This window comes from Streptomyces sp. NBC_00727 (assembly GCF_045161745.1).
Taxonomy (GTDB): domain Bacteria; phylum Actinomycetota; class Actinomycetes; order Streptomycetales; family Streptomycetaceae; genus Streptomyces.
Genome location: NZ_CP108981.1, coordinates 4077958 through 4094708, shown reverse-complemented (window position 1 = coordinate 4094708; position 16751 = coordinate 4077958). Strand labels below are relative to the sequence as shown.

General features: G+C 71.8%; 21 protein-coding genes and 2 pseudogenes. 6 read left to right on the top strand and 17 right to left on the bottom strand.

Annotated features, from left to right (window positions below):
* Positions 1–10: 10 nt before the first annotated feature.
* A complete protein-coding gene (locus OG242_RS18435) occupies positions 11–556 on the bottom strand; it encodes a GNAT family N-acetyltransferase (protein ID WP_405899220.1) in 546 nt (181 codons plus the stop codon).
* 108 nt (positions 557–664) lie between these two features.
* Here OG242_RS18435 and OG242_RS18430 point away from each other — a divergent pair, with 108 nt between their 5' ends.
* Entirely contained in the window at positions 665–1228 is a 564-nt protein-coding gene (locus OG242_RS18430) for a hypothetical protein (RefSeq protein ID WP_405899219.1), read from the top strand.
* Between the two features lie 10 nt (positions 1229–1238).
* Here the strand turns inward: OG242_RS18430 and OG242_RS18425 are convergent, their stop codons facing one another.
* The 3 genes from OG242_RS18425 to OG242_RS18415 all read right to left on the bottom strand — a co-directional run bounded on the left by OG242_RS18425 (position 1239) and on the right by OG242_RS18415 (position 3158).
* The gene (locus OG242_RS18425; protein WP_405899218.1) at positions 1239–1835 is read right to left on the bottom strand and encodes a TetR/AcrR family transcriptional regulator; all 597 of its coding nucleotides are present in this window, start codon (positions 1833–1835) and stop codon (positions 1239–1241) included.
* Entirely contained in the window at positions 1823–2560 is a 738-nt protein-coding gene (locus OG242_RS18420) for an enoyl-CoA hydratase family protein (RefSeq protein WP_405899217.1), read from the bottom strand. Before OG242_RS18420 ends, OG242_RS18425 begins: the two co-directional genes overlap by 13 nt.
* A gap of 109 nt (positions 2561–2669) precedes the next feature.
* Complete coding sequence (locus OG242_RS18415) at positions 2670–3158, bottom strand: DinB family protein (RefSeq protein ID WP_405899216.1); 489 nt, start codon at positions 3156–3158, stop codon at positions 2670–2672.
* A 114-nt stretch (positions 3159–3272) separates the two neighbouring features.
* Between OG242_RS18415 and OG242_RS18410 the strand changes: the two genes are divergently transcribed.
* Complete coding sequence (locus OG242_RS18410) at positions 3273–3731, top strand: DUF4037 domain-containing protein (protein WP_405899215.1); 459 nt, start codon at positions 3273–3275, stop codon at positions 3729–3731.
* A gap of 8 nt (positions 3732–3739) precedes the next feature.
* Here OG242_RS18410 and OG242_RS18405 read toward each other — a convergent pair whose 3' ends face one another.
* Entirely contained in the window at positions 3740–4234 is a 495-nt protein-coding gene (locus OG242_RS18405) for an NUDIX hydrolase (protein WP_405899214.1), read from the bottom strand.
* Positions 4235–4304: 70 nt separating this feature from the next.
* On the bottom strand, positions 4305–5156 hold the full coding sequence (locus tag OG242_RS18400; RefSeq protein ID WP_405899213.1) for a class I SAM-dependent methyltransferase: 852 nt from the start codon (positions 5154–5156) through the stop codon (positions 4305–4307).
* Positions 5157–5292: 136 nt separating this feature from the next.
* Between OG242_RS18400 and OG242_RS18395 the strand changes: the two genes are divergently transcribed.
* On the top strand, positions 5293–5877 hold the full coding sequence (locus tag OG242_RS18395) for a TetR/AcrR family transcriptional regulator (RefSeq protein WP_405899212.1): 585 nt from the start codon (positions 5293–5295) through the stop codon (positions 5875–5877).
* Between the two features lie 51 nt (positions 5878–5928).
* Positions 5929–6240: a hypothetical protein gene (locus OG242_RS18390; RefSeq protein WP_405899211.1), complete on the top strand. Its 312-nt coding sequence runs from the start codon at positions 5929–5931 to the stop codon at positions 6238–6240.
* A gap of 16 nt (positions 6241–6256) precedes the next feature.
* Here OG242_RS18390 and OG242_RS18385 read toward each other — a convergent pair whose 3' ends face one another.
* The 7 genes and pseudogenes from OG242_RS18385 to OG242_RS18355 form a co-directional block, all read right to left on the bottom strand.
* Positions 6257–6748, bottom strand: coding sequence for a cupin domain-containing protein (locus tag OG242_RS18385; RefSeq protein ID WP_405899210.1), 492 nt, complete (start codon positions 6746–6748; stop codon positions 6257–6259).
* 221 nt (positions 6749–6969) lie between these two features.
* A complete protein-coding gene (locus tag OG242_RS18380; RefSeq protein ID WP_405899209.1) occupies positions 6970–8670 on the bottom strand; it encodes a hypothetical protein in 1701 nt (566 codons plus the stop codon).
* A 144-nt stretch (positions 8671–8814) separates the two neighbouring features.
* Entirely contained in the window at positions 8815–9363 is a 549-nt protein-coding gene (locus OG242_RS18375; protein ID WP_405901646.1) for a GNAT family N-acetyltransferase, read from the bottom strand.
* Positions 9364–9768: 405 nt separating this feature from the next.
* Complete coding sequence (locus OG242_RS18370; protein WP_405899208.1) at positions 9769–10494, bottom strand: dienelactone hydrolase family protein; 726 nt, start codon at positions 10492–10494, stop codon at positions 9769–9771.
* 71 nt (positions 10495–10565) lie between these two features.
* Positions 10566–10726, bottom strand: a pseudogene (locus OG242_RS18365) (Uma2 family endonuclease); the annotation flags it as partial.
* A gap of 16 nt (positions 10727–10742) precedes the next feature.
* Positions 10743–10937 (bottom strand): DUF397 domain-containing protein, encoded by a 195-nt coding sequence (locus tag OG242_RS18360; RefSeq protein WP_405899207.1) that lies wholly within the window; start codon positions 10935–10937, stop codon positions 10743–10745.
* Entirely contained in the window at positions 10930–11811 is an 882-nt protein-coding gene (locus OG242_RS18355; RefSeq protein ID WP_405899206.1) for a helix-turn-helix domain-containing protein, read from the bottom strand. Before OG242_RS18355 ends, OG242_RS18360 begins: the two co-directional genes overlap by 8 nt.
* Positions 11812–12059: 248 nt before the next feature.
* Here OG242_RS18355 and OG242_RS18350 point away from each other — a divergent pair, with 248 nt between their 5' ends.
* Together OG242_RS18350 and OG242_RS18345 are read left to right on the top strand one after the other, a co-directional pair.
* On the top strand, positions 12060–12521 hold the full coding sequence (locus OG242_RS18350) for an ATP-binding protein (RefSeq protein WP_405899205.1): 462 nt from the start codon (positions 12060–12062) through the stop codon (positions 12519–12521).
* Positions 12522–12601: 80 nt separating this feature from the next.
* Positions 12602–12733, top strand: a pseudogene (locus OG242_RS18345) (adenylate cyclase); the annotation flags it as partial.
* A gap of 173 nt (positions 12734–12906) precedes the next feature.
* Here the strand turns inward: OG242_RS18345 and OG242_RS18340 are convergent.
* The 4 genes from OG242_RS18340 to OG242_RS18325 all read right to left on the bottom strand — a co-directional run bounded on the left by OG242_RS18340 (position 12907) and on the right by OG242_RS18325 (position 16734).
* Positions 12907–13260, bottom strand: coding sequence for a hypothetical protein (locus OG242_RS18340; protein WP_405899204.1), 354 nt, complete (start codon positions 13258–13260; stop codon positions 12907–12909).
* A gap of 2 nt (positions 13261–13262) precedes the next feature.
* The gene (locus OG242_RS18335; RefSeq protein ID WP_405899203.1) at positions 13263–13721 is read right to left on the bottom strand and encodes a prevent-host-death protein; all 459 of its coding nucleotides are present in this window, start codon (positions 13719–13721) and stop codon (positions 13263–13265) included.
* A 321-nt stretch (positions 13722–14042) separates the two neighbouring features.
* Positions 14043–14723 (bottom strand): hypothetical protein, encoded by a 681-nt coding sequence (locus tag OG242_RS18330; protein ID WP_405899202.1) that lies wholly within the window; start codon positions 14721–14723, stop codon positions 14043–14045.
* Between the two features lie 421 nt (positions 14724–15144).
* Positions 15145–16734, bottom strand: a complete 1590-nt coding sequence (locus OG242_RS18325; RefSeq protein ID WP_405899201.1) for an AMP-binding protein — start codon at positions 16732–16734, stop codon at positions 15145–15147.
* Between the last annotated feature and the right edge of the window lie 17 nt (positions 16735–16751).

Here is a 16751-nt window from a genome sequence, read left to right as displayed (position 1 = left end):
GCTCTCCGGGTCAGGCGCGGTCGAGCGCCCAGGTCTGGAGGGCGTACGGGCGCCCCTTCTCCTCGCCCTCGATGAGGGGTACGCCGAGCAGCCGGAAGCCGGTCGCGGTGGCGACGCCGACGCTGGCCGCGTTCTCCGGTTCCAGCTCCAGGATGACCCGGTCCGCCCCCAGCTCCTCGAAGGCGTACGCGGCCATCACCCGCACCGCCCGCCCGGCGAGCCCCTGCCCGCGGTGGGCCGGGCCCACCGCGTAACCGAGCTCCGTGCCCTCGGGGGCGCGCCGCAGCATGACCTCGCCGAGCGGCGCCCCGCCGTCCAGGGTGATGGCGAGCAGGACGGCCGTGCCGTCGGCCCGCAGCTGCCGGGCCCGGTCGAGCCGCGCGCGGGCGGCTTCGGCGTCGAACGGGGAGACGATCGGCGTCCAGTACGCGATGTCCGGGTGGTCGAACAGCTCCGGCATCGCGGCGAGGTCGTCCTCGGTCCAGTCGCGCAGCACGAGCCCTTCGCCCGTGAGTTCGAGGTGCTCGGGGAAGGGGGAAGTGGCGCTGCTGCTCATGCTGCGGACCCTATCCGTGCGTTCCCCTGACACCAAGGCGTTTCCTGCGCCACACTCTGGCTCCCGGACCATGACAGACCGGTCCGTACCAGGGGAGACGGGGCGCACATGCTCGACGACATGCGGGAGTTGGGGAAGTTCGTACGAAGACGGGACGTGCTCAGGTACGGCGGTGCCGGCCTGATCACGGTCGCGCTGGCGGCCTGCGGCAGGGACAAGGACGCCGGTGCGCCGGGGGCGGGGGGCCGCCCGGCCCCCAGGCCGTCGGTGACCGGGGCCGCGGTCGCGGCCTTCGCGCGCGGCACCTGGGACCTCTCGTACGAGCCGCAGGGGAAGGCCAACTACGAGTACCGGCGGCTCGTGATCACGGGCGGCCGCTGGACTCTGGACGGGGACGACGAGAAGGGCTCGTTCGAGCTGGACGGGGACGGTCTGGTGATCCGCATGGACCACCAGACCATGGACAACGTGTGGGCGGCGTCCGGTCTGCCCGCCGCGGTCGGCGACAAGGCCGCGCTCACCTTGCGGTGGGGCCACCACGCGGAGTCGGGCGAGGTCGACCCCGGCTCGCCGGTGGACACGACACCGGCCCCGCTGCCGGTGGTGTGGGACGGGAAGACGCTGACGATCCGCACCAAGGACGGCTTGCGGATCACGGCGGTACGGGCCTGAGCGACGCCCCTCAGCCCAGCGCCTCGTCCAGCAGCGCCGCCCACTGGGCCACCACCTTGCGGCGGCGGGCGGTGTCGTCGGTGAGGACGTTGGCGAGGCCGAGCCCGCGGGCCATGTCGAGCAGCCCCTGCACGGTCTCGCGCACGCCGGGCCTCGTCTCGTCGGCGCGCAGGAGGCTGACGGCGATGCGGTGGGTCTCGCGGCCGACCCGCGCCTCCAGCTCCGTGACGCTCGGGCGCAGTTGCTCCTCGTTGGACGCGGCGACCCAGAGCTGGAGGGCGGCGCGGAAGAGGGGGCCGGTGTAGAGGCCGACCAGGGCGGCGACGACGGCGGCGCGGTCCTGGTCGGGGACGGCGCGCAGGGCGGCGGAGCGTTCCTCGGCGACGTACTCGACGGCGGCGGTGAACAGGTCCTCGCGGGTCGGGAAGTGGTGCTGGGCCGCGCCGCGCGAGACGCCGGCCCGTTCCGCGACGACGGCGACGGTGGACCCGGCCCAGCCGTGCTCGGCGAGGCAGGCCACCGCGGCTTCCAGGAGGCGCCGGCGGGTGGCGCGGCTGCGGTCCTGTTTGGGGCCCGGGCTGCTGCCGCCCGGAGTCACAACACCCATGCGGGGTCCCGTCGTTCGAGGAAGGCCGTCATCCCCTCCCGGGCCTCCTCGGAGGCGAAGAGCCGGGCCGAGCGGGCGATGAGGTCTTCGGCGTGCTGGTCGAAGCTCTGCAGCACAGTAGCCGTGACCAGCGCCTTGGAGGCCGCCAGCCCCTGTGGCGAGGCCCGGCGCAGCCCGTCGAGCACGGGCCGGAGCGCGTCGTCGACGTCCTCGGCGGCCAGGGTGACCAGGCCGATCCGCTCGGCCTCCGCCACGTCGAACCGCTCGCCGGTCAGGTAGTACCGGCCGGCGGCCCGGGGGTCGATGCGTGGGAGCAGCGGCATCGAGATCACGGCGGGCGCGAGGCCGAGCCGCGATTCGGTGAGCGCGAAGGTGGCCCCGGACCCGGCCACGGATATGTCGCACGCCCCGAGCAGCCCGAGCCCGCCGGCCCGGACGTGCCCGGTGACCCGGGCGACGACGGGCTTCGGCAGCGCGACGATCCGCCGCATGAGGGCGACGAAGTCGTGCGGATCGGCCGGGGCGCGCAGGTCGGCGCCCGCGCAGAAGGTGGTTCCGGTGTGGGTGAGGACGACGGCCCGTACGGATGCGTCGCCCGCGCAGGCCTCCAGCGCGTCGGCCAGTTCGGCGACGAGGCCGGCGCTGAGGGCGTTGCGGTTGGCGGGCGAGTCGAGCGTGAGGGTGGTGACGCCGCGGTCGTGGGCGGGCGGTGCGAGGTGACTCATCCGCATGGTCTCCTTCTCGGCCGGCAGTGGGGACGAGGGTGACACCGGGGCCAGGAACAATCAAGCGCGCTTGCATGATTTTACCCCTGCCGGGGGTGTGGCCCGGCGCTCAGCGAGGCCCCAGACCTGTCCGCCCGTCGAGGAGTTCGCGGACGATGTCCAGATGACCGGCGTGACGCGCGGTCTCCTCGATCATGTGCAGGATGACGCCCCGCAGCTCGGATATCTCGTCGCCCAGGGGGCCGGGGCAGCGCCCCTTCGGCGGCGCCGACAGTGCGGTGCGGGCGATCACCTCGTCGGAGCGCCGGCACTGGTCGTCGTAGAAGGCGAACACCGCCTCGGGAGAGCGCGGGGTCGTCAGCGGGGCGTGGTCGTCGGACCACGGCAACGGCTCGGCCGCCCCGGTGACCACCTCCTGGAACCAGTACCGCTCCGCGTGCCCGAGGTGTTCGACGAGGCCGAGCGGGGTCCAGCCCGAGGGCAGGTACGACGTGGTCAGGGCCTGGGTGTCGAGGCCGTCGACGATGGCCCGCGCGCTCGCGCGCTGGGCCGCCAGGAACGCGGTCAGTGTCTTCTTCTCCGTGCCGTCCGAGTCCATACGCGCATGGTGGCAGCCGCCACTGACAATCGGTGTGCCGTGCGCATGGGGTTGTGCCGCCTCCCCGCTCCCGTGGTGCGGAAAACGGCTTGCCCCGGTCCGTAGCCTGATCGCATGACCGGACTCCTGACCGGCGGCGCGGTCTTCCACGACCCCGACGGTTCGCTGACCGCCCGCCGCGAAGCCCTGCGGTGGTACCCGGACGACGTGTGGCGGTACGTCCTCGCGGCCGCCTGGCTGCGCGTCTCGCAGGAGGAGGCGTTCATCGGCCGGACCGGTTCGGTCGGCGACGACATCCAGGTCCTGTCCGGCGACCGCTTCACCACGGCCCTGACCGCCCGCATCACCGACCCCGAAGTCCGCGCCCTGCTCACCCGCCTGGGCACGCGCCGCCCCGGGGACGCCCGTGCAGCCCTCCCGGGCGCGATCGACCAGGCGGTGGACTCGGTGGAGGTGCTCACGCACCCGGCCCGCTGCCGGGAGGCGGCGAGTGTGCTGGGGCTGCGGGACGACGACCGCGCCCAGGACATCCCCTGCCCGCCCTCGACGGGCGTGTCCGGCCCCGGAAGGTGACCGACCGTTCACCGGCCCAGCGGCACCGGGCGCGCCGGAGGCCCTGAGGTGATCAACACGCCGAGCAGACCCGCGAGGGCGCGCGGCGAGAAGATGTCGGATCCCCGGTAGTCGGAGAGATCCGACAGGGGCCACCACCTCAGCTCGCTGATGTGCTCGGCCGCGAGTTCGTCGTCGGACAGCTCCCCGCGCGGCTCGAACCACGCGGTGCGTACGAGGAAGTAGTCGTTGATCACGCCGTCGTAGCCGGGGGCGTGGCCGGGAGCCACGACCTCCTGGTGCCACACGTGCGGCGGGTCCGCCGCGATCACGAGACCCACCTCTTCCCGCGCTTCGCGGCGCAGCGCGTCGAGCGGTGTCTCGCCCGGTTCGATCCCTCCGCCGGGCGCCGCCCACACGACCGTCCCCGGCGGATCCGGGAGCGCGAAGCGGCACAGGAGGACGCGGTCGTCCGCGTCGAGGATGATCGCGCGAACCGAGTGACGCAGGGCAGCTGTTGGCATCCTGGGAGCGTAGTGCTCGCCGCCGGAACGCTTCGGAAGCCAACCGGCCACGAGGCACCCGCACCCCGGCTCAGCGCGCCGAGCGGGCCGCCGTCACCACCCACGACGTGCTGCGCAGCCGCACCGTGCCATCCGGCGCCTCATGGGCGCGCAGGTGGTCCGTGAGGACTTCGCGGGCCCGGGCGTGGGATGCCGCGTCGGCCTGTCGCATCAGGTGGCGGCCGGGGCCCGTGCCCAGCAGGAAGTCCGCCGCGTCCTCGGCGCAGGCGCCCCATGTGCCGTGCGTTCGAGCCGGGTTGACGGTGACATCGGCGAAGCCCGCCGCCGCGAGGACTTCGCGGATGCGGTCCGGGGCGGCCAGGGAGAACATGCCCGGCAGCCCCGGTTGGCCGAAGTCGCCGACCGGGACGAGGCCGCGCAGGGTGGCCATCGCCGTCACCCAGTCGTTGAGCGCGGCGTCGGCCGGGCAGACGAAGGCGAGGCGTCCGCCGGGGCGCAGCGAGCGGGCGATGTTGCCGAAGGCGGCCACGGGGTCGGCGAAGAACATCACCCCGTAGCGGCTGATCGCCGCGTCGTACGCGTCAGGCTCCAAGGGATGCGTCTGGGCGTCGCCCTGCACGAAGGACACGTTGCCGACCCCGTCCCGCTCCGCGCAGGCCCGCGCCTCGGCCAGCATCGGGCCGGACAGGTCGAGGCCCGTCGCGTGCCCCCGGGGTGCTCGGAGGGCGGCGAGGCGCGTGGTCTGCCCGGTGCCGCAACCGAGGTCGAGGATCCGGTGGTCGGCGGTGATACCGACGGCATCGAGGAGCGGGGTGTCGAAGCCGCCGTTGACGGCGTTCCAGCGGTCCTGGTTGCGGGCCCAGTGGGTGCCTTCGAGGCCGTTCCAGGCCTGCGCCTGCGCGGTGTTGACGATGTCGGACACGGTTGCCTCCTGTGGCGGGGCCAGAGAATGGGCGTACGCCCAAACCCTATGGGCGCACGCCCAAACCCGCAATCCCGGCTACCATCCGGAGCGGTCGCGCCCACGAGGGCGAAGGAAGCGGAACGGAAGAAGGCCCATGTCACCGCGCGGAGTGGCGACGCCGGACGTGCGCGAGCGGCTGTTCGCGGCGGCCGAGCGAGTCGTGGAGAGGGACGGGCCCGGCGCGCTGACCAGCCGGGCCGTGACGACGGAGGCCGGCTGCGCCAAGGGGCTCCTGCACACCCACTTCGCGGGGCTCGACGAGTTCGTGGCGGAACTCTGCCTCGACCGGTTCGCCCGGACGGCCGTGAAGGGGCGGGCCCTGTCGGGGCTCGCCGGGCAGGGCACGGTGCCCGGGAACCTGGAGGCCGTGGTCCTCGCCCTGTTCGCCTCCGGCGGCCCCGCGATCTCGGGCCTCGCCATGACCCGCCCAGCCGCCGCGGTCCGCGTCCGCGAGGCCCTGGAGGCCGGCGCTCCGGGCTTCACGGCGATCCAGGAGGCCATCACGGACTACCTGAAGGACGAGCAGGACCGGGGCAGGGTTGCGCCGACCGTGGACGCGCCCACGGCCGCCCTCGCCATCGTCGGCACCGCGCACCACCTCCTGATGACGACCTGGCCGGGCGCGCCGGACCCCCGCCCGGCGATGACCAGGCTGGTAGCGGCGCTGGTGGAGGGCTAGGCGGTTTGCCGGTTCCCCGCGCGCGCGGCCCGCCGATGGTGTGATGGCGCCATGCGCCCCGAGCACTGCGTGACCAGGAACCACATCGAGGTGTGGCACACCCGCGCGCTCCCGCCCGGACCGGAACGGATCAGGTTCCGGACGGTGCTGCGCGGCTCGCTCCTGCCCCTGCCGGCCTGGGCCGGCGCCGCCTGCTTCGCCTCCGTCTTCTACCACCCGCTCACGGCACCGGCCGTCGTCGGGCTCTTCGCGCTGCTGTTCACGGTGGGCTCCGTCCGGCGTCGCCAGGCACTGCACTCGGTGCGCTGCAGCGTTTACGGGGCGTTGGGCGGGGTGCTCGACAAGTCCCTGGCGGGCCTCTGAGAAGGGCCGCCGGGCTTCAGTCCTCGAAGTCCTCCACGAAGTAGCTGTCGTGGCGGATGCGGAACTCCTTGAGCTCCTCCCCTCCCCGCTGCGCCATCTCCGCGACCTGCTCGAAGTACTCCTCGCGCGGCCCGCCCGGGGTGAAGAGGAGGAGCATCGAGGCGGGGTCCGGGGAGGCGTTCTTGAAGGCGTGCAGGCCGCCCACGGGGACGTACAGGAAGTCGCCGGGGCGGCAGGTGACCCAGCGGTCGCCGTCGAAGATGGTCACCTCGCCGTCGAGGACGTAGAACGACTCCGAGATGGCGCGGTGGAAGTGGGTGCTGGGGCCGGGCGCCTCGGGGCCCATCTCGACCCTGTAGAGGCCGAATTCGCCGTCCGTCTGCGCGCCGGTCGCCAGGTAGTGCGTGCTGCCGTTGGCCGACGAGATCTCGGGCGGAGCACTCACCGGCCGGTAGGTGGCGTTGATCTCGCCCCTCTCGCCGAGGTAACGGGGTTCGGGGTACGACACGGTTGCTCCTCCTCGTGGGACGGCGCGCGTGCCGTACGGCGCGCCGGGCATACGTAGACGGTGATCCCTCAAGCGCGGTTGAGGTCAAGTGCGGGGCGACGGGCGGGCGCCGCACCCCCCTCACATCGCCGCCCTCAGCACATCCAGCTCGCACCCCGGCGCCCCCCGCACGGTCCGAAGCCTCTGGGGGGCTTCGGACCGTGCGGCCCTGCGCGTTCCGGCTACCGCCCGTCCAGTTGGAGCGGCGGGTTCGGGTCGGTGTCGTCGCTCATGAAGTCCTTCATGCCCTGCCACAGCGACCGGGCCCGGTGGACCGTGGCGCCCCGGGCGTCGGCCAGGACCTCCGAACGCTCGCCGAAACCGGCCGGGAGCGGCGGAAGGCCCAGCGCGTTCAGGGCGCGGATCAGGAGTTCCGACGGGTCGCCCGGGTCGCGCAGCATCCGTGCCACCTCGCGGGCGTCGCCGCCGGCCGCAGCGACGAGCAGTTCCGCGTGCCGTTGCGCGGTCTCCTGGGACGGCACCGTCCCGGGCCCCGCCCACCGGTGCCGTGCGGTCGTCCGGCCCTTGGTGACGACGGTCAGGCCCCGGGAACCGGCCCCCTCGCACTGGGCGACCAGGGTCGTCAGCCCGTCCGAGTCGAACGCGGTCTCCGCGACGTTCGCCAGTCCGTCGAGCCGCAGCACCGTCACCCGGCGTCCGCGCTTGCCGGGCGTCTCCTGCGAGGGCGCCGCCTCCATCAGCGTCCACCGCCCGGCCGGGGCGAGCCGTACGGTCGCCCCGCACAGCAGCAGCTCCTGCGAGGCGCGCTGCGGGGTGGCCGGTACGTACGCGATCTCCCGGGCCGCCTGCGGCTGCGCGGACTCCGGCAGGGGCACGGCCGGGGCGGGGACGGTGCCGTTACGTGGGATGGCGGCGGCGAGCCAGGCCCTGGCCTTGTCGCGGTGGCTCAGGAACACCTCCAGGGCGTTCGCCGGGTCGGCCCAGGGCGCCGAGGTGGCGCCGCGTCCGATGGAACGGTAGACGTCCAGCGACTCGGCCCAGCGTTCCTCGTGGTCCAGTACGCACACCAGGTGGTTGCGGATCAGCCGGGCCTCGCGGTCCTCGGGCGGGCGCGACGCGGAGTACGCCTGCGCGGTGGCGATGACCGCGTCGACCCGGTCGGGGGCGGGGGCCGTCCGGCCGCCGCGCGGGCGCTCGTCCGTTCTCTCCAGCTCGAACCCGACCTCTGCCAGAGCCACGGTCTCCAGGGCGCCGAGCGCGGACCCCTTCGGGGCGTCGGCGGCGGCGCGGGCCGCGTAGTCGAGCGTCTCCTCGTTGCTGCCGTACCACTTGGCGGTGAGGTACTGCACGGCGTTCAGATGGGTGGGCAGGTGGTGGGGCGCGCAGGCGAGCGCCCGGCCCAGACAGCCGTCGAAGACGTCGCGCGGCGCCCCGGCACCGATGCAGTGGGCCAGGGCGGCCGACCAGGGCACCGGGTCGCCGGGGGCCGCCGCGATGGCCGTCTCGATGACCGGCAGCGCGTCGTCCAGCAACGCGTGAAAGGCGCGGAACCGCTCCTCGTCCACGTCCTTCGCGTACGCGGCCGTACGGACCTCCCACGCCTCCCTGATCCGCCGGAACGCCTCCACCAGCAGCGCGTCGGGGTCCTCCGGGGACTCGCCCAGCCAGGCGCCCAGCCACGCCCCGTCGTCCACCGCGATCTCGGCGAGCGCGGTCGCGGCCTCGTCCCGGAGCGTCCAGTCGGCCTCCTCGCGGGTCGCGGCGAGCAGCACCCGGGCCGGTGCGTACGCACCACGGCGGGCCGCGGCCAGGGCCTCGACGGCACGCGCGTCCGGCTCATCGACCACGACCCCGTGATCCGGCACCAGCCCGACCCCGGTCGCCTCCAGGTGCCGAACCATCCGCCCCAGCTTGCCGAACACGTGCGCCCCCTCCGTAGATCCCCTGTGCCCGCCATGATCGCCGGTCGGCCGCGCGCGGGACCCACCGGGCGCCGAACCGTGCCCGTACCTCCGTCACGGCGTGATGTTCTCCCCGCCCGGAGGGCAGCCCCTGGGTGCGGGCCGTCAACGCCCCGCGACGCGCCCGTCGTCCCAGTCCGGGACCGTCGTGGTGCCCGATTCCCAGTCGCGGCGCAGGATCGCGTACCCCACGGAGTCGTGGACGGTGCCGTCGGCGGCCGGCCACGCCTCGCGGTAGTGCGCCTCCTGCACGTATCCGCACCTCCGGAACGTACGCCGCATCGCCGCGTTGTCCTGCCGCGTGTTGCCCTCGACGCGGCGTACCAGGGGGAACTCGTCGAACGCGTACCGCGTGAGCCAGGTCAGGGCCTGCGCGCCGAGGCCGCGGCCCCGGTGCTCGGAGCGGATGCGCAGGTCGAAGAGGGGCGCGTTGTCGCACAGGTCCATGAGGCGTACGAAGCCGACGCGTTCGCCGCCACGCGTGACCCAGAACGACCGGTTGTCGTCGCCCCCGAAGCGGCCCTCGTCGACCCACTTCCGGGCCTCGTCCGGCTCGACGACGTCACGGCCGTGGAACGGCCAGCTGTCCCCCGAGAGGAAGGCGACCAGCTCGTCCGCGTGGGCGGGCTCGAAGCGTTCGTACGTGATTTCCATGTCCACGGACGGACTGTAGCGACGGAACCGAAAGCCCGGCACCGATTTTCCGGCCCCTGCCGGACACGGTCGAACTCACCGAGATGCGCATGTCCTCGACGTACGACGGACTCCTGAAGGGTTACCACTGCAAGCGCGTCAATGACGTGATGGTCCACGGGCTGCGGCGGCAGGCAGCACGGGCGTTCCCCTCCACTGCGCGGACCACATGGCAGCGCTGCTCGCGGGCGCGGGGAGGGCGTGACAACGACGGCCCACTCGTCCCTAGTCCGCCGCGGGGTCCCGCCGCACCGCGCAGGGCTCGAGGACTTCGCGCGCGGCACTCATGTCCAGCGCCGCCGGCTCACCGTCCTCGAACCGGCACACGAAGACCTCCCGTACGGCACCCAGTGCGGGCCGGCCGCGTCACGCCGTCACGGGCAGGCACTCGGCGAGCAGGTCGACGACATCGCGCCAGGCTCGCTGCGCGTGTCGTGGGTGGTACCCGACGCCGGGGAGCACGGTGTGGTCGACCGGTGGGTGGTGGAAGGCGTGCAGGGCGCCGCCGTAGACCACGAAGCGCCAGTCGACGCCCCCGGCCTCCATCTCGGCCGTGAACGCGTCCCGTCGCGCGGGCGCCATGATCGGGTCCTCCGATCCGACCCCGGCCCACACCGGGCAGCGGATGCGCGCCGCCTCGTCCGGTCGGCCGGTGGTGAGTCCGTTGACGGTCCCGATCGCGCGCAGGTCGACGCCGTCGCGCCCGAGTTCCAGCGCGATCGCGCCGCCGGTGCCGTAGCCGACGGCGGCGATCCGGTCGGGGTCGGTCCGCGGTTCGGCGCGCAGTACGTCGAGCGCCGCGTGGCCGATGCCCCGCATCCGGCCGGGATCGTCGAGCAGCGGCAGGCAACGGGCCAGCATCTCCTCCGGTTCGCCCAGGTAGCGCCCGCCATGGAGGTCGAAGGCCAGCGTGACGTAGCCCAGTTCGGCAAGTACCTCGGCCCGGCGGCGCTCGACGTCGCTGAGCCCCATGCCCTCCGGCCCGAGCAGCACCGCGGGCCGGCGGCCGGTACCGGCCGGGAGCGCGAGGTGACCCACCATCGTCAGACCGTCGGCCGGGTACTCGACCGTGCGCGTGGTAACCGTCGTCATAGGACCGGACCGTAGTGGGCGCCGGGCACGGTGGGGACATGGTTCACCGCCGGCAGAATGACGCGGGTGACTCAGCCACTGCAGGGTGGAATGAGTTTCTCCGGGTCGAGGTTGACCTCGAAGGGCACCGGACGGGTGAGTGAGCCCATGAAGATGCCAAGGGGTACGAGGTGGCAGTCGGCCCGTCCAGTTCATAGACGTGGACGACGGGTGCTCCGTCCTCGTCCTCAAGCCCTCCTATTCACGTCCTACCGCTCGTCACCCCGGACCATACTTCCGATGAACGCCTGCCATCCCCCCACGGCGCACGTCAGTATCGGGCCCTCCTGCACCTTGCTGTCCCGTACGGCAACCGCGATACCGAAGCGCGCGACCTCGACGCAGTTGCCATTTCCGTTGCTGTGGCTCGACTTGAACCACTCAGCGTCGTCAACCCTATTCATAGCTCCCTGCTACCTCACCGATCAGACGCCGTGACGCCTGCTCATCCAGCGACGCGTGCCAGACGTCGTCGAAGGCTCCGTCGTACTGTTGCACCTCCCGCGCCTTGTCCAGGTAGAGACCCCCGGTGTAGCCGTCCGCGTAGACCGTCGGCGGCTCCGTGGCGAACCCCTCACCGGTCAGCGGGAAGCGAAGAATCACGAACGGCCCCGTCACCACCCCGGCATGCATGCCGGCCGCGAAGGGCACCACCCGGATGGAGATGTTCGGCTGCTCGGATACGTAGACCAGGTGCGCGAGTTGCTGCGCCATTACGTCGCGCCCGCCGACAGGTCTCCGTAGCACCGCTTCGCCCAGCACCGCCCGGAAGACCGGTGGGTCACTGACGCGGGTCAGCATGGCCTGCCGATCGATGCGTAGCCGCACGCGTCCGTCAAGTTCCGCCTCCCCGATGTCTCGGATGTGCGTGTGGATGACCTCTCGCGCGTATCCCTCTGTTTGAAGCAGTCCCGGAACGATGTCGCTCTCGTACATCGACAGCGACGATGCCGCCTCCTCCAGACCCACGTAGACGTCGAACCCTTCCGGGATCAAGTCTCCGTACGCGTGCCACCAGCCACGCGCCTTGGTCTCCTTGGCAAGCCCCATCAATGCCTGCGTGAGATCCGCAGGCGCTCCGTACACAAGGCACATGGCCTGAACGTCGAGACTCCGTAACGCGGTCTGACCTGTCTCGATGCGCCACATCTTCGCCTCGGACCACTCCAGCTTCGCCGCCGCCGCACGCACGGTCAGGCGAGCCTTGTTGCGCAGCTCTCGAAGGTTTCTCCCCAGCTGGCGCCGCGGAACGGTCGACCCGGTTGGACCCTCAGCCATCTCAACTCCCCTTACACGCCTCAGTATGAAGGGCTTTCGCCCCTCGCGATGAAAGCAGGTCGATGCTCGTTACGCAGTACAAGACATCCGTTCGATGCTTTATCAGCGGTACATCGCTATGAAGTCTTGCACGAGGATTGCGTCGCTGTGCAGTGTTGAGACCACTCTCCGTGAGCGCCGAGAGGGCTGGTAGCTCGTTGGCGCGCACACTCGCCTGCCGCGTACGGCACTTGCCATGAGGAAAACTCGTGCTCGACCTCCCACAGGCCGCCATTCAGACCACCCGCTGCACACGTGTTGCCGGCCCGCCGCCCTCCCTCGTCCTCGCCAGCGACCCACAATCCGCCGCGCACGCAAGGGAGTTCGTTCGTGAGCACATCCGGCACTGCAACCCGGACGCCTCCGCAGATCACATGGACACCGCTGTCCTGGTGACCAGCGAACTCGTCACCAACGCCTACCGGTACAGAACCGAACCGGGTGACCTCATCTCCGTAGTGCTCGATGTCGACAGCACCCGGACCCGCATCGAAGTGCACGATCCCGTGCGACGCACACCCCGACACCGACCTGGAGTCGGGGAGTCCGACCGAGAGGGCACGCGCGGTCGCGGCCTCGTCATCCTCGACGCGCTCTGTCCAAAGCGGTGGGGCGTCGGTGACCGACCGCTCGGGAAATTCGTTTGGGCTGAGGTGCAATACGACGCCTGACAGGAACGCCCGCACGAGAACAAGAGTCCACCGCCGCGACAAACATCGAGTACGGGGCGAAAGCCCTCGACATCGACCCACTCGGCGCGGTTCGCCTGGAGATCGACGAGTGGCCGCGCATCCCGCCGTACCTGGCGATCGAGGCGGACAGCGAAGGGCAGGTGTGGGAGGCGGCCGCGGCCCTGGGCTTCGCCCGGGACCGGCTCACCTCACATGCCGGGACGCTCCGGTACAAGTGTGTCTGTCGGGCAGTGCGGTCATGGCTCAACCGTAGCGACTCAGTGAGGTCCGGGCCACGAGGTCGACGCCGGCCGAACCGGGGAGGTCCCGGGTGGCCCGTCGCGGAAGTGGCCTGTACCGGCGAGCTGCGAAGTCCGGCACCGTACTACTTCGTCTCGTTCGGGTGGCTCGTGTGCACCTGCTCCAGGTACACCGTGCGCCCGTCCGCGAAGTACCAGATGCGGGCAGTGCCCTTCGCGGTCGGCTTGTGCTGCCAGCGGTCGTACGTCGCCTCGCCGCGCCGGATCGTCCCGAGCGCACCCCGCAGCCGGTAGTTGGTGGGGGTCGTGGACAGGGGCGTCCGAGTGAGGAAGTCCCAGGTCTCCGACATCGGGTTACGGATCGTGGCGACGAGATCCCGCCACCCCTTTTGCGCGTCGGCGGTGGCGAAGCGGATCTCGTACTCGGCCTTCCTCGGCGGCCGGGGCACCAGCTCCCTCTTCTTCTTCGCGGGTGCCACGGTCAGGGACGCTCCACGGTCTCGTCCTCCTCGAGCCACTCGAGGTCCGCGCTTCCGAGCCCTGCGGCCACCGCCGTGGCCGTCTCCTTCCAGGACGTCAGCTCGGCGAGCGCCAGATGCGGCTGGTTGGTGGAGAACGACGCGCGTGCCGCATCGACGAGGTCCTGCGCGCAGGACTCCCTGTCGGACGGGGACAGCGCGAGCATCCAGGGGAACGCCTTGGCCATGCGAGCGGCCAGCGTGCCGCTCTCGTCGAGCGTCACCGTGATGAGCTGAGCGGCGAAGTCCAGCAAGTGGGCGCGGCCCTCCGCCTCGCGCTGGGACATCAGCACCAGCGCCGCCCCGTCGCGGCGGGTCACAGTAACGGGGTGCTTGTCCGCCTCGGCGAAGACCTCGGCCGGGTGCTTGCTCAGGTCCGAGGAGCGCCGGACGGCAGCGGAGAGGTCAGCCGTCATAGTCATGTACCAATCGTATTCGGAACCTATTCGGAAGTCCAGCGGAGGCGGCCGGGTGGCTGGCAGACCCTGGAGCTGGCGCACGGCATCTGGCGGGCCGAACGCCTGCCCGCCCTCGTCGCGTGGACCGGCGCCCCGGCCTGCTTCGCCGAGGTCCACGACAGCCGCACCGCGGTCGTCACCGGCCTGGACGCGGACGGCCACCACTGACAGGCTCGGCTCGACCCGGACGGCGCGGCGGACCTGCCGGACGAGATCCCCGTCACTGCCCAGCGGGCGCTCGCCCGGTCGACGGCGGCGAGCGCCCGCACCCGGGCCGGGGGCGGATCAGAGCAGGGCGTAGCCCAGGATGCCCTCGGCGTCCTGGCCCTCACAGTTGTTCGCGTTGGAGTCGAAGTGCTCCAGCGGGCCATTGGTCCGGCAACGGCGTATCAGCTTGGTCTGCACGTTGGCGGGCTTCGCCGAGTAGATCCAGCCGAGCCGGGTCACGTACGTCTGCCCCTCGCAGTTGACGTCGGAGGAGGTGAAGGTGTCCTTGCCGATCTGACACATGTAGAGGGGTCTGGTTCCGGCGACCGGGGTCGTGTAGAGCCTGCCGAGGCTGCTCTCCACGTGGTACCCGCCGGATTCGAGGACGTTCCAGGTGGTGCTCATGTGCTCGCTGCCCAGGTATCTCACCAGGTCGCGGGTCGGGGTCTTGACCGCCGGCTCACCGGTGCATCGGATTTCCACGCCCCACTGGCCGAAGCCGCTGGGCAGTTGGAGCAGGTGGAACGGACCTGCGGTGACCCGGCACTGGTTGGAGGCGAAGCCCATGTTGGCAGCCTGGTAGTACGCGCTGTCGAAGGCGTAGCCGTACGCCAGATTGTCCGGGCCCGAGCCGATGCCGATGAACTTCAGGTTGACCGGGCCGACCGCCGTGGTGGCCGCCGCCGACGGGGTGATGGTGGCGGCTAACAGCGCGCCGACGAGCAGAGCTGAACCGGCGATCCGACGAAGAATTCCCACAGTGACGCCTCTCTCGAGTTTCCACGGCCGATGAGTGTGGTGACGGCATGGAGGTGCTGTGAAGTCCTCACTTTCCGACCACGCCACTCAGGCTGCCCACAACCCCCTTGAGAGGGAGGGCAGTTGACCAAAGGAAAAGTGTCGCCATGTTCACACCATCTGCACGTTTCGATGACTGCGGGCGCGCGTCGGTGACCGGCCGTTCGGCACGTTCGTTTGGGCAGAGGTGCCGCACGACGGCTGAGCCCAACCGACCGACCACCGGCCCCGTCCGGATCGGCGACGAGGTGGATGCGGTCCATCGCAACGGCATCCGACATGAGGTCACCCGCTTCGTGCGCCGGTGTGGGCTGCATCGTCTCCTGGCCCGGGCGAGCGCCACGGCCGGGGCCGACCCCGCGCCGCCGGGCGGAGCTGCCCCTTACCCCCGGCCCGCCTCCCGGTCTCTCAGTTCTCGGCGGAGGATCTTGCCCGAGGCTGCCCTCGGGACCGTGTCCGTGAATTCGACACGGCGGATCTTCTTGTACGGCGCCACCCGCTCCGCCACCCACTCCATCAGGTCCTCCGCCGTCACCGCCGCCCCCGGCCCCCGGACCACGTAGGCCTTCGGGATCTCGTTGCCGTCGGGGCCGTACACGCCGATCACCGCCGCGTCCGCCACCGCGTCGTGGCCGAGCAGCAGCGCTTCCAGTTCCGCGGGCGCGACCTGGTAGCCCTTGTACTTGATGAGCTCCTTGACGCGGTCGACGACGAAGAGCCAGCCGTCCTCGTCGACCCGGCCGATGTCGCCGGTGTGCACCCAGCCGTCGGGGTCGATCATCGCGGCGGTGGCGTCGGGGCGGCCGAGGTAGCCCTTCATGACCTGGGGGCCCCGGATCAGGATCTCGCCGGGCTCGCCCGCCGGGGCGTCGTGGGACGGGTCCTCCAGCGACACGATCCGCATCTCCGTGCTCGGGAGCAGCGTGCCGACGGCTCCGGGCGGCGGGTTCTCGGCGGCCAGCGGGACGACGTGGGTGCCGGGGGACAGTTCCGTCATGCCGTACGCCTGGCGGACCGGGGGCAGGCCGAGGCGGCGGGAGCAGGCGGCGGCCAGGTCGGCGTCGAGCGGGGCGGCGGCGCTGACGATGTACTCCAGCGAGGACAGGTCGTAGCGGTCGACCACCGGGTGCTTCGCGAGGGCCAGGACGATCGGCGGGGCCACGTACAGGCCGTTGATGCGGTGCGTCTCGATCGCCGCCAGGAACTGCGCGAGGTCGAAGCGCGGCAGGACGACGACCGTGGCGCCGGTGCGCAGCGGGGCGTTCATCAGGGCCGTCAGACCATATATGTGGAAGAAGGGCAGAACCGCCAGAATGCGATGCCCTTCCCCGAGCGGCACGAACGGCCTCAGCTGTTCCAGGTTCGTCGCCATCGAGCGGTGCGTGAGCATGACGCCCTTCGGGGCGCCGGTGGTGCCGGAGGAGTACGGGAGTGCCGCGATGTCCTCCGCCGGGTCGACGGCGACCATCGGTTCCGGGGCGGTCGTGGTGAGCATGTCCAGGACCGAGGAGTGGCCCGCCGCGTGGTCGCAGACGAAGATCTCCTCGACGCCGCCCACGAGTTCGGCCGCCCGGCGGGCGACCGCGAGCAGCGGGGACACGGTGACGATCCAGCGCGCGGCGGAGTCGCGGAGCTGCTTCGCGAACTCCTCGGCCGTGGCCAGCGGGTGGACGGGCGTGACCGTGGCGCCGGCCCGGGTCGCGGCGTAGAAGACGGCCGGGTACGCGATGGTGTTGGGGCTGTGCAGGGCGAGCACGTCGCCCTTGACCAGGCCGGCGGCGGCGAGACCGGCGGCGATCCTGCGGTGGAAGGCGTCGAGCTGGGCGTAGGTGAGGCGGCTGCTGTCGTTCGTGCCGTCGATCAGGGCGACGGTCTCCCCGAACCGCTCGGTGGCGTGCCCGAGCACCGCGTCGTGGATGGCGGTGTCGAGTGGCTGGACGTCTGGGTAGTCGCTGCGGAACACGTGCGCCATCTCGGTCCCTTCGATGC

Bases quoted from the DNA above. Each gene is read 5' to 3' on its own strand.
- OG242_RS18360 (WP_405899207.1), bottom strand. From the start codon at position 10,937: ATGAATAGGGTTGACGACGCTGAGTGGTTCAAGTCGAGCCACAGCAAC.
- OG242_RS18425 (WP_405899218.1), bottom strand. From the start codon at position 1,835: ATGGGTGTTGTGACTCCGGGCGGCAGCAGCCCGGGCCCCAAACAGGAC.
- OG242_RS18335 (WP_405899203.1), bottom strand. From the start codon at position 13,721: ATGACTATGACGGCTGACCTCTCCGCTGCCGTCCGGCGCTCCTCGGAC.
- OG242_RS18405 (WP_405899214.1), bottom strand. From the start codon at position 4,234: ATGCCAACAGCTGCCCTGCGTCACTCGGTTCGCGCGATCATCCTCGAC.
- OG242_RS18430 (WP_405899219.1), top strand. From the start codon at position 665: ATGCTCGACGACATGCGGGAGTTGGGGAAGTTCGTACGAAGACGGGAC.
- OG242_RS18390 (WP_405899211.1), top strand. From the start codon at position 5,929: ATGCGCCCCGAGCACTGCGTGACCAGGAACCACATCGAGGTGTGGCAC.
- OG242_RS18420 (WP_405899217.1), bottom strand. From the start codon at position 2,560: ATGAGTCACCTCGCACCGCCCGCCCACGACCGCGGCGTCACCACCCTC.
- OG242_RS18375 (WP_405901646.1), bottom strand. From the start codon at position 9,363: ATGGAAATCACGTACGAACGCTTCGAGCCCGCCCACGCGGACGAGCTG.
- OG242_RS18435 (WP_405899220.1), bottom strand. From the start codon at position 556: ATGAGCAGCAGCGCCACTTCCCCCTTCCCCGAGCACCTCGAACTCACG.
- OG242_RS18370 (WP_405899208.1), bottom strand. From the start codon at position 10,494: ATGACGACGGTTACCACGCGCACGGTCGAGTACCCGGCCGACGGTCTG.
- OG242_RS18415 (WP_405899216.1), bottom strand. From the start codon at position 3,158: ATGGACTCGGACGGCACGGAGAAGAAGACACTGACCGCGTTCCTGGCG.
- OG242_RS18395 (WP_405899212.1), top strand. From the start codon at position 5,293: ATGTCACCGCGCGGAGTGGCGACGCCGGACGTGCGCGAGCGGCTGTTC.
- OG242_RS18410 (WP_405899215.1), top strand. From the start codon at position 3,273: ATGACCGGACTCCTGACCGGCGGCGCGGTCTTCCACGACCCCGACGGT.
- OG242_RS18325 (WP_405899201.1), bottom strand. From the start codon at position 16,734: ATGGCGCACGTGTTCCGCAGCGACTACCCAGACGTCCAGCCACTCGAC.
- OG242_RS18355 (WP_405899206.1), bottom strand. From the start codon at position 11,811: ATGGCTGAGGGTCCAACCGGGTCGACCGTTCCGCGGCGCCAGCTGGGG.